Genomic DNA, 15,794 nt, shown 5'->3' on the forward strand with positions numbered 1-15,794 from the left:
TCAGTACCCCCACGCGACCGAGCCAAAGGTCTTGATCAGGAAAAACTGGGCGATCGGATAGCCGAAGTTCACCAGCATGAGCACCGCTATCGCTATATTCCACACTCTAAAACCGTTCAACAGCGGATGCACCCGGGTCACCGGGTCCAGCGATTCCGCGTATTCGATTTCGTCCGCCTGAATCGGCGCCGTTTCCGGCTGTCGGTACGATTTCGCGAGGATGTAGACGAACAGCCCGGCCGAAAACGTCAGCACGGTTCCCCCGACGACCATGGTCAATATATAGGGATCCCACGCGAAGGTGAGGGGACTGTTGTAGGTCACGGTCGAAATGCGGCGCGGCTGGCCGAGCAACCCGAGAATATGCCAGGCCGTCGTCAGAATGACGAACCCCCAAAACCACGACCACAGTTGCACGAGAGGCAACGTGGACGAACCAAGCGGCTTGCCGGTCACGTGTGGCCAAAGGTAATAGGCCGTGGCCATGTACATGATGATGGTGGTCCCGCCGAAGATCAGATGGAAATGCCCGGCCACCCAGGCCGTATTGTGGACCATGGCGTTCATCGCATAACTCGCGTTGACCAGGCCGCCGAAACCGCCCAGGACCAGCATCGCAGCCGCAAGAATGCCCGCGAGCACCATGGAGTTGCGCCAGGGCAAGGCCCCGATCCAGCCGAACAAGCCCGTGCCTCCCTTGGATCGGCCGGCCATCTCCAGCGAGGCGGTCACCGTGAAGGCGGTAAGCAAGGTCGGCACGGCCACAAGAAAGGTCAGCGCACCGTGAGACAGCTTGAAGCCGGCACTCTGTTCGGGGTCCATATAAAGATGGTGAAAACCGATCGGCAGACTGAGCACCAAGAGCATGACGAAAGCCGCACGTCCCAGTTCGTGGCTAAAAAGTTTCCCGCCCGCCGCCTTGGGAACGAAGCTGTAAAGCGCGATATAGGCCGGTATCAGCCAGAAATAGACGATAGGATGCAGAGTCCAGGCGAATAGCGTTCTCGCTAGCCCGGCGTCAACCGTATCCTTCAATCCCAAGGACCAGGGAACAAGCTGGAACAAAACCTCCGCCGCCACGCCCGCGCTGGTCCAAAGCCACAGAATCGCGTTGGCGGTAGTAGCAAACATCGGCAGGGGCACCGGCTCGCCCGGATGAGCCTCCTTCCATTGCCTGTGCATGGCGATCATGATCACGCACCAGAACCACGAGCCCACCACCAGCAGCGTTGCGCCGATGTAAAACAGCGCATGGGCCTGCACCGGCGGATAAAAGGTGTAGAGCACCGAGGCCCGGCCGAGCAGCAAGGGAAGCGCGGCCAATCCCGTCCCGACCGTGCTGATCCAGAAACCGATCCAGGCCCATTTCAGATTCCATAGCGGCATCTTCAGGCTGGACACGGCCGTGACGTAGCCGAACCCCATGATGAAAAAGGTGGTCAGCACATAAGCCATCAACACCCCATGAGTGCTGACGGAAGCGAAGTACACGCCGGGCGACTGCAGGGCCGGGATCAGGTCGCTGCGCTCCAGCACCTGGTAAAACCCCATAACCGCCGCCAAGGCGAAGGCACCGAAAGCGACCGCGAAATGGCTCAGCGCCAGTTTTCTGATTTCGATTGCGAGCATACGCTTATCTCCTTACCGGTTGCGCATTGGGTGCCGCGGGCCAGCTTTCCTTGGCCACTACGGTCACCTTGCTCCACATGTGATCGTGCCCGAGCCCGCAGTATTCGTTGCAGAGCATGGGATATTCGCCAGGCTTCGGAAAGGTCGTGGTGATCTCGGAGACGTAGCCCGGCACGACCATCGTGCCCATGTTGGTCATCGGGATATGGATGCCGTGCAGGACGTCGGCACTGGCGATGCGGAACGTCACTTGGGTTCCGGCGGGAAGCTGGATCTCGCGGGGATAGAACCCGTAGCGGGCGGCGACCAGAGTCACTTTGATCGTGCCGTCGGGCTGGGTCCAAACGCCGAGTTTATCCTCGGCGAATTCCTCGCTCAGATGGAGACTGGCGGAATCGATGGTTTCGATGTGACTGGGCGGATGGATGTTTCGTGCGATGGCGGTGTAGAAAATGGCCAGCAGAAAGATGCCGATGACCGCCAGAACGACATAAATCCATCTTCTCTCGAGCGGGTGGATATGCATGGCTCACCTCACTGCACGCCGCCGCGCGGCAGAAACACGCCGAAGTAAAGGAAAAGCCAGGCGATCACCATTCCGGCGACGATCAGGCAAAGCAGTGTCCAAGTGCCGATCGGCGTGAATTTCGAGGGATCAAAACGTTCTTCTTCATTTTTGATATCCATATTTGTCCCCTTGACAAATTAGCCGTGCCTCAACAGTCGTGGAGTGTGCCCCGCCTGATGGCCGAACGCAAGCATTAATCCGTTATGATTTGGCGGCAACGCAACAAGTTTTGCCGAATACGCGATAGAGCTAATAGCCCTGCGCGCCGAGCCATGAATCAATCAAAGGACGCGTTTTGATTGGCGAAACCGCTATCGATGGCAACAGGCGGATGCTACTCTGCTTTCGGTCACCCGCTATAGGAGAAGGTTATGGCTGTTGCCGCCGAACAACCTCCAGCCTCCGTCCGGTCCCGGCTGCTCGGGGCGGCTCTCGAATGCTTTCTCGCCGACGAATACCACAAGGTCACGACCCGACGGATTGCCGAAAAGGCCGACGCCAATATTTCCATGATCCGGTACTACTTCGGCAGCAAGGAAGGTCTGTACGAGGAGATGATCCGGCATACGTTGAGCCCGTTGCTGGATGTGCTGGACGGCCCGATACTGTCGTCGGTGGAAGGCTTTACGGATTTCCTCCGTCTCTACTACCACGCGATGTCCAAACGGCCGGAATTTCCCAAGCTGATCCTGAAAGTGCTGGCGCTGAACCAAGGCCCAGGCCGACGCTTTATTCAGCAATTGCTGGAACGGGGACGCACACGCGGCGCGCGGACAGTGGCCGACTTGAAAAGCCATGGACAGATCGCCCCATCGGTAGACCCCGACATCCTGAGGATGGCATTCGTCAGCCTGGCCATGATGCCGATGCTGCTGAAAGACATCTTCGAGGAACAAATGGGGCATGCGATGGATGCAGTGTTCATCGAAAACCTGGCCGAGTTCAACGGCCGACTCTTTACGGGGGGCCTGGCACCGGCCCCGCACGAATAGCTGGAGCCGCGATGCCATTACAAAAAACTGCCGGAGCCGTTCGGCTGTTTTCCCGATTGATGAGATTCGCCGGCTGGCTCCAGACCATCCCGGATAAGATGACGCCGCCGCCGTTTCGCCTAATGCAGATCGGCTCGGCTTTCTGGCAATCACGAGCGCTTTACGTCGCCGCCCGACTCGACATCGCGACGGTGCTGGGAGATCAACAGTTCACGGCCGAAAAGATCGCCGCGCAGGTTTCTGCGCAACCCGATGGCGTCTACCGGCTGCTTCGGATGCTCGCTGCCATGGGCGTTTTCCAGGAAGTGTCGCCTCGTGTGTTCGGTAATAACCGCGTTTCCGCCTATCTGCGGAAGGACCACCCGAAAAGCGTGCGCGCGATGATTCTGATGCACAACTCGGAGGAGATGAGCCGCCCCTGGTATGAACAATTGGAAAACGGCGTCAAGAGCGGGGAAGTTCCTTTCAGGCTCGCTCATGGGCAGGACCTGTTTGCTTATATGGACAGCCACCCCGAATTCGACGCACTGTTCTCGCGGGCAATGGACAGCGTTGAAGCCTTGACCGGAGACAGCTTCGCCCGCGACTTCGATTGGGGACGTTTCGAGCGCGTGATTGATGTTGGCGGATCGAGGGGCAGTAAGTCCCTTGCCATTCTGAAACGGCATCCGCATCTGAAAGCCGTGGTGGTCGATCGCGCTCAGGTTATCCGGGATGCCGAACGATATTGGATTGGACGCGAAGCTCCGGAGCTGCTCGCCCGCCTGAGCTTTCAGGCCGGCGATTTACTCGAAGCGGTCCCGACGGCGACGAGCGACAAGGACATCTACCTGCTCAGCGCCGTACTGCACGGCTTCGACGACGAGACCTGCGCCAAAGCTCTCACCAATCTTGCCGGCGCTTGCACCGGAACGGGCGCCCGCATCGCCCTGATGGAGCTGGTCATGGCCGAATCGCGGGCCGACCTTGCCGGCGCTGCTCTCGACATGCAAATGTTCATGGCCACCCGAGGAAGAGAGAGGACTCTCGATGAATGGCGGAGTCTGTTCGACCGGTGCGGGATGATGCTGGAAGAAGTGGTGAACCTTCGATCGTTTGCGAAGATACTCGTTCTACAGCCGAGATAACGAGATTTGCCGGTGACCTGAACTCGAATCGCCGGTAAATTCCGCCTTCACATTTTGCCGCCGAGACGCATGAGCATTCCGCACAAATGCCCAAGTACAATAACCCCGAAAAGACACATAAGAAAACCGTGATCCTAAACCCATCGCAAACGGTCGCTTCAGCCGCACCGCTTCTTGGGGGCAAACCGTGAACATCCTGAAGAGAATCGTCTTATTCGCACTGGCCTTTTCAGCTCTTCCGGCATATGCGGACTGGAGCGCGGAAGACGAATACGCCTGCAGTGATAATGTGGCCGGCAAATTCAAGTATTACGCCCTGGCCCTGTCCTGGTCGCCGGAATTCTGCCGTTCCCATCCCGGTCTCCGGGACGAGCCGCAGTGCCGGGAAAACCGTCGATTCATTGTCCACGGACTTTGGCCTCAGTGCGAAAACGACGCTCCGCGCGATTGCCAAGACGGCGGACGCCCGGATCGGGTCGATAAACGCAGGATTCACGGCTTCATGCCATCGGACTATCTCATCCGTCACGAATGGAAGGCCCACGGAACCTGCTCGGCTCTGTCCCGCAGGGGCTACTTCGAGCTTACCGAAACGCTTTTCCGGAAACTGAACTTGCCCAGCCTCGCCGAAACCGCCGAAGCGGAGGAGATCGAGCGGCTGTTCATGGAAAAGAATCCAGGGCTCGATGACGACGAAATCGTGCTGTCCTGCGGCGCGAACGGCCAAAGGAGCAGCGCCAAGACCCTAGACGAGGTCATCGTTTGCTTCGACCGCGACACCCACGCCTTTACCCGCTGCGAGAGCATCCGCGACACCTGCCGGACCCAGAAAACCGTCACGATCACCGGAGCGCGTTGAACGCGGAGAAGCCGGCCAAATAAGCACAGACAAGCGATTGCATCCCGCATGAGCCTCGACTACGTCACCCTCGACCTCCTCCGCCAGAACCACCCGGCCTGGCGCTTGCTGCGCTCGGATCACGCGCCGCTGGTGGCGAGTTTTCTGCATCGCGTGTTCGTCGCGCCCAATGTGCGGACGATGGCGCAGTCGGACCTGGCCGAAGCGCTGGAGGACGAGTTGTTCGGGCTGCGCGAGCGGCTGGGGGAGGACGCATTCCCTAAGCCTGCGCTCGAATACCTGAACGACTGGGGCGGCAACGACACCCACGGCTTCGCCATCCTGGACAGCATGCGCAAGCTCGCCGGACACCAGCACAGCGCGATAGAGGACTATTACGGAATTCCGCGAGCCGGAATAAGCCCGTCCTGAGCGAAGTCGAAGGGGCGGCAGCCGTTCCCGGCAAACAGGTGCAAATCAGCATGGTAGGTCGGGAATCCCTTCCCGACATAAGGGATGCGTCGGCAAAGGATTGCCGACCTACGACTAAGCTCTTTAGTTGGAAGGGAGTAGAGTAACCGCCGTGACTATCATGTCGAGCCTCGTCCTTGCCCGCTCACTCCATTCAAAAAGATCCATATTTCGCATGAAACTTCATTCTTATTGGTTTATTGCAATGTATACATGACAATAATTTAATGTGGCGCTCACAAGAAGAACTAACCGACCTGTCGACAAAAACCGCAAACACGACATGACCCCGCTGCTCAGCGTCCTCACCGGGGCTGCTATTTTCAAGCATCAACTCACCGCTTCGCGCTTCACGCGACGACGCAAGCGCCAAACCTTCGGCCGAGCTGTCCTTACGTTCATCGAATTACCGCGATGTTTCGTTAAATAGACGGGGAGAAGTAATTGGACAAGTTACTGCTCAGCGAGCGCGACATCTGCACAAAGTTCATCACACCGGCGATTCAACAAGCCGGGTGGCAGCAGCACGAGTTCCGCGAGGAAGTGCAACTCACCGATGGTCGAGTCATGGTGCGAGGCAAGTTGGCCGCACGCATCAAGAATCCGGATGCGAAGGGCGGACCAAAGCGTGCGGATTATGTCCTCTACGCTCGCCCGAATGTTCCCATTGCCGTCATCGAAGCCAAGCAGAACAAATACCCGGTGGGGCATGGAATGCCGCAGGCACTGATCTATGCTGAACTCCTGGATGCCCCTTTCGCCATCAGCAGCAACGGCAACGGATTTCTTCTGCACGACCGTACTGGCCTGACCCAACCGGTCGAGCGCGAATTGTCGCTCAGCGAATTCCCTTCACCGGCGACGTTGTGGCCACTGTATCAGCAGTGGAAAGGGCTGACGGAGCCCGACGCCGTCAAACTCGTCGAGCAGCCTTACTACAGCGACGGCAGCGGTCGCGAGCCCCGTTACTATCAGCGCGTGGCGATCAACCGGGCGATCGAGGCCATTGCCAAAGGCCAGCAGCGCATATTGCTCGTCATGGCGACGGGCACCGGAAAAACATACACCGCCTTCCAAATCATTTGGCGGTTGTGGAAAGCCAAGACCAAGAAACGTATTCTCTTCCTGGCGGACCGCAATATCCTCGTCGATCAGACCATGCAGCAGGACTTTGCGCCATTCGGCGAAGTCATGCACAAGATCACCAACCGAGAGGTCAAAAAGAACTATGAGGTTTACCTTGCCCTTTACCAGGCGGTGACGGGCAAAGACGAGTGGAAGCAGATATACCGCCAATTCCCCGCCGACTTCTTCGATCTAGTTGTCGTCGATGAATGTCACCGCGGCAGCGCAGCCGACGACTCGGTCTGGCGAGAAGTGCTGGACTATTTCTCCACAGCCACTCACCTAGGATTGACCGCGACACCCAGGGAAACCAAAGAGGTCAGCAACATCACCTATTTTGGCGAACCGGTCTACACCTACTCTCTCAGGCAAGGCATCGAAGACGGCTTCCTCGCCCCGTACAAGGTGATCCGAATCGTCACGGACGCCGACGCTTTGGGTTACACGCCCGAAAAGGGCAAGCTCGACAAGCACGGCCAGACCGTCGAACAACGCCAGTACAACACCAGGGACTTCGACCGCAATCTGGTGCTTGAGAAACGCACCAAGCTGGTAGCCGCCAAGGTATGGGAATACCTCAAAGGCACCGACCCGATGGCCAAGACCATCGTGTTTTGCGACGATCAGGACCACGCCGAGCGCATGCGCCAGGAACTGGTCAAGCTGATTCCCGCCGCAGCCGCCAATCGCCGCTACGTGATGCGCATCACCGGCGACGATGCCGAAGGCAAGGCGCAGCTCTCCTATTTCATCGACAACGACGAGCCCTATCCTGTCATCGCCACAACCTCCAAGCTCCTGACTACCGGCGTCGATGCAAAGACATGCAAGCTCATCGTGCTGGACCAGACGATCAACTCGATGACCGAGTTCAAGCAGATCATCGGCCGCGGGACGCGCCTGCGAGAGGACTACCACAAGCTCTACTTCACCATCATGGACTTCAAGGGAGCCACGCGCCTCTTCGCGGATCCCGATTTCGACGGCGAACCGGTCGTGATTTACGAGCCCGAGCCGGATGGCCCCGTCGTGCCCCCGGACGAACAAGAACCTCCCACGATCACCAGCGAACCCGCACCGCAACCCTATGTCCCCACGTCCGGCGAAAACGGCGACGAAAACCCCAGCGGTGGCGAGGGCCGCATCAAATACGTCTTGGGCGACGTTGAGGTGCAGGTGGCGGTCGAGCGCTCCCAATATCTCGATGCCGACGGCAAGCTCATCACCGAGAATTACCGAGTCCTCCTCAAGGAGGACATCCGGAAATCGCTGAGAGCACAGTTCGGTTCGCTCACCGACTTCTTGCGTCGCTGGTCGGAAACCGAGCGCAAGCAAGCCATCCTGGACGAACTCAGAAACCGCGGGGTGCCGCTGGAAGTCCTGCAACAAGCCGTGCCCAACGGCGAAGACATCGATGCCTTCGATTTGGTCGCACACGTCGCTTTCGACCGGAAGCCACTGACCCGCCGCGAGCGTGCGAACGAAGTAAAGAAGCGGGACGTTTTCGGCAGATACGGCGAACAGGCACGGGCCGTACTCGAAGCTCTGCTGGAAAAATTCGCCGACCACGGTGTTCAGGACATCGAAGACCCCAGGATCCTGGAGCTGCCGCCCTTCGATCAGTACGGCACGAAAACCGAAATCCGCAGAGGCATTTTCGGCGGTGCCGACAAATACGCCCAAGCGATAACCGAACTCGAACAAGCGCTTTACGATGAAAAACGTGCCTGACCCCGTCGCAATCCGTTCCGCGATCCGGTAGGTTACGACGCGCGCCGAAGCCACGAGTAAGCGGCCGGAACCGCCGTGCGCGCCTAGTGCATTTTCCGATTCAGTGTAGCGGAGCCCAAGGCGTAGGTCGGCAATCCTTTGCCGACAAAGCCCCTTGCCGATGTCGTGTGTCGGCAAGGGATTGCCGACCTACTAGCTTCCCGCTCCCTACCGCTAAACCGGGGTGAAAGATGCTCTAATTTACCCAACGACAGACGACCGAAACACGAGAACGACAACCGACGATGAATCTCAGCAGTACCATCAAATCCATCCAGGACATCATGCGCAAGGACGATGGCGTCGATGGCGACGCCCAGCGCATTGGTCAACTTACCTGGATGCTTTTCCTCAAGGTCTTCGACCAACGCGAGGAAGAGTGGGAAGACGACGACCCCAACTACCAGTCGCCCATTGACGAAAAGTTCCGCTGGCGAAACTGGGCAGCCTACAAAGCCGACGCCGACGGCAAGAAGAAGCCGCAAACCCAAGGCAGCGCGCTGATCCCTTTCGTCAACAACGACCTGTTCCCGGCACTGAAAGAGATCGACGCCGCCGTCAGCCCTATGGCCAAGGTCATCAGGCAGGTCTTCGAGGATTCCAACAACTACATGAAGTCCGGGCCGCTGATGCTGGCCGTGATCGAGAAGCTGGAAGAAGCCATCAACTTCCACGACTTCAAAGCCCGCGCCCAACTGGGCGACGTCTACGAGCAGATCCTGAACGACCTGCGGAGTGCCGGCAACGCGGGAGAGTTCTATACCCCGCGCGCCATCACTCAGTTCATGGTGGATAGGGTCAACCCGAATCTCGCGAAACACGAAAAGGTGCTCGATCCCGCTTGCGGAACCGGCGGCTTCTTGACTGCGGTCATTGATCATTTTCGACACCAGTTAGCGCAGATGAAGTCCCCGCGCCCAGAAGACAAGCGCGCCATCGAAGAGCTGATTCGCGGCATCGAAAAGAAGCAGCTTCCCCATCTGCTGTGCACCACCAATATGCTGCTGCACGGCATAGACGTGCCCAGCCAGATCGAGCACCGCAATACGCTGGGCCGCCCGTGGAACGATTGGCGGCCCGATGAAAGGGTCGATTGCCTGCTGACGAATCCGCCGTTCGGCGGATACGAGGACGACAACGCCGGCCAGGATTACCTGATCCAGAGCAGGGAAACAGCCGACATGTTCATGCTCCTCATCGTCAAACGTCTCTTGAAGGACGGAGGCCGCGCGGCGGTGGTATTGCCCGACGGCTTCATGTTCGGCGACGGCATCAAGGCCCGGCTGAAAGAAATGCTGCTCGAAGAGTGCAATCTCCACACCGTCGTTCGCTTGCCTAAAGGCGTGTTCGCGCCCTACACCGGCATCAAGACCAATTTGCTGTTTTTCACCAAGGGCAAGCCCACCGAAACCATCTGGTTTTACGAGCACCCTTACCCCGCGGGGTACAAGAGCTATTCCAAGACCAAACCGATACGCTTCGAAGAATTCCACGCAGAAATCGCCTGGTGGGGCTCGGAAGGCAATGACTTCGCCGACCGGGTGGAGAACGAATTCGCCTGGAAGCTCGACTTCAAGACCAAGAAGCAGGAGGCGGTAGCCGCCGCCAAGCCGCATTGGGACAAGGCCGAAGAACTGAACAACCAGGCCGCGCAACTGGAGAACCGGGCTCGCGACCTGCGCAACTCCATCAACGGAGTTACGGATGCCCAGAATCGCAAACAGGCGGAAAACCAGATTGCCGAACTGCGCGAACAGGCCGAATCCTTGCGCCGGCAGGCCCGCGACGCCCAAGCGGCGGCTGACCGCCTCTACTGGCCCATCTACAACCTGGACCTCAAGAACCCCAACGCGCCGGAAGAGGAAAGCCACGATCCCGACGTACTGCTGGAGAAATACAAGAAACTGCTCGGCGAAATCGAAGAGACGCAAAACCTGCTGAAAAGCGAACTGGCCGCTGCCCTCGCACATCACTTTGCGGGTGAAGACGCCTGATGGATGCGCAGCAGTTTTTGGCCGAGCTTGGGCATATTGCCAATGCGCCGGGAGGAATACAGCGGCTGCGAGAGCTTATCCTGCAACTGGCGATTTCTGGAAAGCTCATCGAGCCATCGCCCGATGATCAACCGGTAACCGAATCTATTTCTCAGGCATCATTTCTCCGTTCGGAATACGAGGCAAAGCTCGGTCTAAGGGGGATAAGACCGCATCCTCCGATTGATGCAAAGCCCTTTGTAATTCCGGCGCACTGGGAGTGGACAAGGCTTGAACATTTGGCTCTGTATATCCAACGAGGAAAAGGGCCGAAGTACGCAGATCGCGGCACCACTTACGTGGTATCGCAAAAGTGCGTGCAGTGGTCTCGCTTTGATTTAACCCCAGCGCGCTTTGTTACCGATGAATCATTAAAGGCGTACGGCAAGGAGCGATTTCTCAAAGCCGGAGACTTACTTTGGAATTCAACGGGTACCGGCACGGCTGGTCGTATCACGATTTATGACCAACCAGAGGATATCCGAGCCGTTGCAGACTCTCACGTTACGGTTATTCGCTTAGCTAATTTCTTGCCGCGCTATATCTGGTGCGTAATTGCGTCTCCGTGGATTCAGTCTCGCATTGAGCCAACACATCCGAATTCGCTGGTCTCAGGCACTACACAACAAGTCGAACTTGCCACTGGCACAGTCAGGGCACTGCCAATACCTTGCCCTCCCATTGACGAACAAGCTCGTATCGTCGCCAAAGTCGATGAACTGATGGCCTTGTGCGGCAAGCTCGAAGAACTGCAACAGCAGCGCCGCATCCTGCAAAACGCCCTGCGCCAGTCCACTCTGCAAGCCGTTGCCGCCGCCACCAGCCCGCACGAACTTCAATCCACTTGGTCGCGACTCGCCGCGAACTTCGGTGAGCTCTTTCACACGCCGGAGGATGTGGGCGAGTTGCGAAATCTGATTCTCGATCTGGCGGTACACGGTCTTCTCGTTCAACAAACAGAATCAGACGAACCCATTCATGTTTGGCTCTCTAGAATTGCCCATCAAAAAGCCGAGCTGATTAAAAAGAAACTAATTCCGAAGCAAACCGCGTTTGGAGAAATCGCAGAGGAGGACTATCCGTTCACGCTTCCTAAAGGCTGGGCTTTCGCGCGTCTAGGGATGATTACCAACAAGATTGGCTCGGGCAGTACCCCAAGAGGGGGCCGAGAGGTTTACGTCAAAGAGGGAATTCCTTTCCTTCGCTCCCAAAATGTTTGGAATGACGGTTTGCGTTTAGATGATGTTGCCTGCATTACTCCGGACGAGCACGCAAGAATGTCAAGCACGGCAGTGATGGGCAACGACCTGCTGCTGAATATCACTGGTGCTTCTCTAGGGCGTTGCGCATTAGTACCAGCAGAGTTTGGAGAGGCCAATGTGAGCCAGCACGTCACAATCATCCGACCAACCGATCCTCAGATTCGGGAATATCTGCACCTTTGCATTTTGTCATCCTACACGCAGTCAATGATTTGGGCGCGGCAGGTCGGCATGGCTCGTGAGGGGCTGAGCAAGAAGGTTCTTGAACAGTTTGAGATTCCATTACCCCCAATTGCTGAGCAACATCGAATTGTGAATCGCGTCGCAGAACTGATGCATTTCTGCGACTCACTGGAATCCCAGCTCCGCCATGCCAACGAACTCGCTGGCCGTCTCGCCACCGCTGCCGTCTCAAGCCTCACCGGTATCGCCATCGAACAAGAAGAAGACGAACCCATGAAAGCCCCCCAAGCCGAACTGATCGCCCCGCTGCGTTTGGGCCAAGCGCCCGACATCAAGGCCCAGGCCCCGCTGGCTACCATACTCGCCCGCCACAACGGCGAGATGAACGCCAAGGACTTGTGGCAACGCTTCGGCGGCGAGATCGACGCCTTCTATGCCCAGCTCAAGCTCGAAGTGTGCAAGGGCTGGATCCGGGAGCCTGCCGTAGCCGAGATGAGGGTAGTGGAAGCGGACTGATGCCCATGTGCCGGACCGTCGCACGCGCTGCTTCTTCAGCACTGGGCCAGTGCCGGAACTGGTGTTTGAGCAGACGGGCCACACACCCAAGGTTTTTTATCCGGAGTTTTTCGATCTCTTGCAAAAGGAGGCTCACCCATGAGCGCCACGCCCACGCCTAGTTCTGAAACTCAGGCCATGCTGGAAAGCCTGCGACAGGCCGTTGCTCAAACTTTGGAGCGCAAGAAGCGCTTGGGGCAATACGCCGTTTTCTGGCATCACAACATCCCGATCGCGGTGGGCGATGATGCCCCCAAGTCCTTGCAAACCCAAGACCAAGTGAAGAAATAAAAAACACGCCAATCATGCATTTGCAGCGAATAAGCATTCGGGACTTCAAGAACCTGAAAGACTTCGAGATTCACTTCAGCGAATATTTCGACCATGCCGGGGGTGACAGCGCCCCTCAAGAGGCCAAGCCCATCCGGAGCCACGCCGTCATCGGCCAGAACGGCACGGGTAAGTCGAACCTGATCGAAGCCATCATCACCATTTTTCGGGATGTGGATTTAAACAACGATGCCAGCTTCGACTATGAGCTCGATTACAAGATCAGGGGGCACGAAATCACGCTTAAGGCGAATCGCCGCATCGGCAATCGCCCGCTGGTCACGATAGACGGCAAGGCGTCGTCGCAAAGCCATCTCAGCGAACACGCCAGGGAATACCTGCCCTCGCATGTCTTCGCCTATTACTCGGGCAAGAACGAGCGGCTGGAGGCCCTGTTCCAGGCCCATCAGGAGCGTTTCAAGAACCTGCTGCGTCGCGATGGCGACGACCTGGTCCGGCGTCTTTTCTATTGCCGCGGCGGGCACAGCCAACTCGTACTGCTGGCCTGCCTGCTGTCGGACGATCCTGTCTTCGCCAAGTTGCTGGAGAACCTGAATATCGCGGCCCTGGAATCGGCCCTGTTTGTACTCAAGCAGCCGCACACGCTACGCGATCTCAAGGACAAGGATATTCTCGAAGGCGACCCTCGGTTCTGGTATGCGCGCGGGACGGTGGTCAGCGACCTGCTCGACAAGCTTTGGCAAGTCGCCTGGGCGCCGATCGAAGAAACCAAGGATGTGCAGATCGACTTCCGGCGACGTCCGGAGAAGCAGAAACGCTTATACCTGTACGTGCCCAATCGAAAGAAGCTGAACGAGCTGGGTGAAATGGTAGGAACGCCGGACAGATTCTTTCGCTACGCCGAAGGCGCGTACATCGGCGACCTGCTGGAAGAAGTCCGCATCACGATCAAGAAGCACGAAGAGAATGGGGGCAATGTCAGCTTCACCCAGCTGTCCGAAGGCGAGCTGCAAATGCTCACCGTGCTGGGCTTGATGCGCATCACCAGCGAAGATCACTGTCTTTTCCTGCTCGACGAGCCCGATACGCATCTGAACCCGATCTGGAAGCTGCGTTATTTCGACGATATCGAAAGCGTGCTGAAACCCCGCGAAGGAGCTGTGGTGCAAGGCGAATCGCAGATCATCATCACGACGCACGATCCGATGATGATCGGCAGCCTCAAGCGCGAACAGGTACGTATCCTGCGCAAAGAAGGCGAGAAATCGGTGGTGGATATTCCCGACACCAATCCGCAAGGCATGGGTGTAACCGGGCTATTGAAAAGCGAGTTGTTCGGATTGGCCTCCACGCTGGATTCGGAAACCGAGCGTCGTCTGCATCGACGCAACTACCTATTTGCATTGGACGATAAACGTACAGCAGAAGAGGACGCGGAGCTCACCTGCCTGAGCGCCGAGCTTGCCGATCTGGGTTTCTCTAACTCCGACTTCAAGGACCCGTACTACGCCATGTTTGTACGCAAGATGGCCATGCATACACGCTTTCACAAACGAACGCTGACGCCTGAGGAGCAGAAAGCGCAGGACGCGATAGCCGACGAGATCATCGATGAGATTCTGCGCGAAGAGGGTGAGGAATGATCTGGATCGATCTCGAAAACCGTCGGCCTACCGATACCGACATTCCTAAATGGACACCCTGGACCGAAGCGCAGTGGCAGAACTGGCTTAACGAGTCTGCACGGCTCATTAACGAGTTGGAGAAATTGCAGCGTGCGGGCGATATCAAAGCTCGAAACGAACTGATCGATAAGCACGGCGACCACTGGGGCAAGTTGAAGCCATGGCTTCTGGCTCTTTCAGCCGGGAAGTGCTGGTTTTCCGAGGCAAAAGAAATCTATTCGCATATGGACGTCGAACACTTCCGCCCCAAAAAGGAAGCGAAAACTTTCGATGGTACCGTGCGTGACGGTTACTGGTGGCTGGCCTTCGACTACATGAACTTTCGGGCCTGCGGAAACGTCGGCAACCGCAAGAAAGGCGGATGGTTCCCACTGCTGGAGGGATCACTCTGCTCCACCTATGAAAACCGATGCGAAGAATCCGAAGCGCCTTACCTGCTCGATCCCATAGACAATGACGATGTCAACCTTCTCGCCTTCGATGAGGAAGGAAAAGCCATAGCCGCTCCTGGAGCTACTACCTGGGAGGAACATCGGGTCGATGAAACGATCAAGCGCCTGAAGTTAAACGAGCACGAAGCCCTAACCGAAGAACGCAAGAAGATATGGCAACGAATGACGCGGACGATCGAGCAATACAGAACGGCTAAATCCCGATGTGGCACAGGCGGTAATCCGGCTGCCAAACAAAAGGTGCGCGACTGTCTTCGCGAAATCAAGGCCATGACGGAACGAGACGCCGAACTTTCCGCAGTGGCTAAGTGGTGTGTACTGTTTCGCAACGATCCTCAACTCGCGAGATTGGTGTCGTGAGTCAGCCAGAAAGAAGCATCGCCGAATTCCTCCTCTACGAAACCGAGGATGGCCGTACCCGCGTCGAATGCCGCTTCGCCGACGACACGTTATGGTTGACCCAAGCTCTGATGGCGGAGTTGTTTCAGGTCAAAGTGCCAACGATCAACGAGCACCTGAAGACCCTGTACGCCGACGGCGAACTGCTGCCGGAGGCAACTATTAGGAAATTCCTAATAGTTCGCCAAGAAGGCAACCGCAAGGTCAGCCGCAACATCGATCATTACAATCTCGACGCCATTCTCGCCGTGGGTTATCGAGTACGCTCGGTGCGCAGTACGCAGTTCCGCCGCTGGGCCACGGAGCGTTTGCGGGAGTATCTGGCAAAGGGCTTCACACTGATGGTCACGAGACTTGTAAGATACCTATACCCTCCGAGCGAGGGCGGATTCAGAGCTTCTTAGAGTCATTCGC

14 protein-coding genes are annotated in these 15,794 nt (G+C 57.4%); 11 read left to right on the forward strand and 3 right to left on the reverse strand.

Going from position 1 to position 15,794, the window contains the following annotated elements; all coding sequences use genetic code 11:
• The 3 genes from B2A78_RS02085 to B2A78_RS25940 are packed head-to-tail and all read right to left on the reverse strand — an operon-like array spanning position 1 to position 2,316.
• Entirely contained in the window at positions 1-1,629 is a 1,629-nt protein-coding gene (locus B2A78_RS02085; RefSeq protein WP_077728253.1) for a b(o/a)3-type cytochrome-c oxidase subunit 1, read from the reverse strand.
• Between the two features lie 4 nt (positions 1,630-1,633).
• A complete protein-coding gene (locus B2A78_RS02090; protein ID WP_077728254.1) occupies positions 1,634-2,155 on the reverse strand; it encodes a cupredoxin domain-containing protein in 522 nt (173 codons plus the stop codon).
• Positions 2,156-2,163: 8 nt separating this feature from the next.
• Entirely contained in the window at positions 2,164-2,316 is a 153-nt protein-coding gene (locus B2A78_RS25940; RefSeq protein WP_166642458.1) for a hypothetical protein, read from the reverse strand.
• A gap of 252 nt (positions 2,317-2,568) precedes the next feature.
• Between B2A78_RS25940 and B2A78_RS02095 the strand changes: the two genes are divergently transcribed.
• The 11 genes from B2A78_RS02095 to rhuM all read left to right on the forward strand — a co-directional run bounded on the left by B2A78_RS02095 (position 2,569) and on the right by rhuM (position 15,784).
• On the forward strand, positions 2,569-3,189 hold the full coding sequence (locus B2A78_RS02095; RefSeq protein WP_077728255.1) for a TetR/AcrR family transcriptional regulator: 621 nt from the start codon (positions 2,569-2,571) through the stop codon (positions 3,187-3,189).
• Positions 3,190-3,200: 11 nt separating this feature from the next.
• Positions 3,201-4,316 carry a methyltransferase gene (locus tag B2A78_RS02100; protein WP_077728256.1) on the forward strand — a complete coding sequence of 372 codons (1,116 nt, stop codon included), beginning with the start codon at positions 3,201-3,203 and terminating at the stop codon, positions 4,314-4,316.
• Between the two features lie 187 nt (positions 4,317-4,503).
• Positions 4,504-5,175 (forward strand): hypothetical protein, encoded by a 672-nt coding sequence (locus tag B2A78_RS02105; RefSeq protein WP_168175321.1) that lies wholly within the window; start codon positions 4,504-4,506, stop codon positions 5,173-5,175.
• A 48-nt stretch (positions 5,176-5,223) separates the two neighbouring features.
• Complete coding sequence (locus B2A78_RS02110; RefSeq protein WP_205780640.1) at positions 5,224-5,586, forward strand: DUF3375 family protein; 363 nt, start codon at positions 5,224-5,226, stop codon at positions 5,584-5,586.
• A gap of 483 nt (positions 5,587-6,069) precedes the next feature.
• Entirely contained in the window at positions 6,070-8,481 is a 2,412-nt protein-coding gene (locus tag B2A78_RS02115; RefSeq protein WP_077728258.1) for a DEAD/DEAH box helicase family protein, read from the forward strand.
• Positions 8,482-8,765: 284 nt separating this feature from the next.
• Positions 8,766-10,514 carry an N-6 DNA methylase gene (locus tag B2A78_RS02120; protein ID WP_077728259.1) on the forward strand — a complete coding sequence of 583 codons (1,749 nt, stop codon included), beginning with the start codon at positions 8,766-8,768 and terminating at the stop codon, positions 10,512-10,514.
• Positions 10,514-12,514, forward strand: coding sequence for a restriction endonuclease subunit S (locus B2A78_RS02125; protein WP_077728260.1), 2,001 nt, complete (start codon positions 10,514-10,516; stop codon positions 12,512-12,514). The genes B2A78_RS02120 and B2A78_RS02125 overlap by 1 nt, the downstream gene beginning before the upstream one ends.
• Before the next feature lie 138 nt (positions 12,515-12,652).
• Positions 12,653-12,844, forward strand: coding sequence for a hypothetical protein (locus B2A78_RS02130; protein ID WP_077728261.1), 192 nt, complete (start codon positions 12,653-12,655; stop codon positions 12,842-12,844).
• A 14-nt stretch (positions 12,845-12,858) separates the two neighbouring features.
• Complete coding sequence (locus B2A78_RS02135) at positions 12,859-14,487, forward strand: ATP-binding protein (protein WP_077728262.1); 1,629 nt, start codon at positions 12,859-12,861, stop codon at positions 14,485-14,487.
• Entirely contained in the window at positions 14,484-15,341 is an 858-nt protein-coding gene (locus tag B2A78_RS02140; RefSeq protein WP_077728263.1) for a hypothetical protein, read from the forward strand. Before B2A78_RS02135 ends, B2A78_RS02140 begins: the two co-directional genes overlap by 4 nt.
• Positions 15,338-15,784: a RhuM family protein gene (rhuM, locus tag B2A78_RS02145; RefSeq protein ID WP_240502373.1), complete on the forward strand. Its 447-nt coding sequence runs from the start codon at positions 15,338-15,340 to the stop codon at positions 15,782-15,784. The genes B2A78_RS02140 and rhuM overlap by 4 nt, the downstream gene beginning before the upstream one ends.
• The last annotated feature ends 10 nt before the right edge of the window (positions 15,785-15,794 follow it).

The sequence above is a fragment of the Methylocaldum sp. 14B genome (genome assembly GCF_002005105.1).
Classification (GTDB): domain Bacteria; phylum Pseudomonadota; class Gammaproteobacteria; order Methylococcales; family Methylococcaceae; genus Methylocaldum.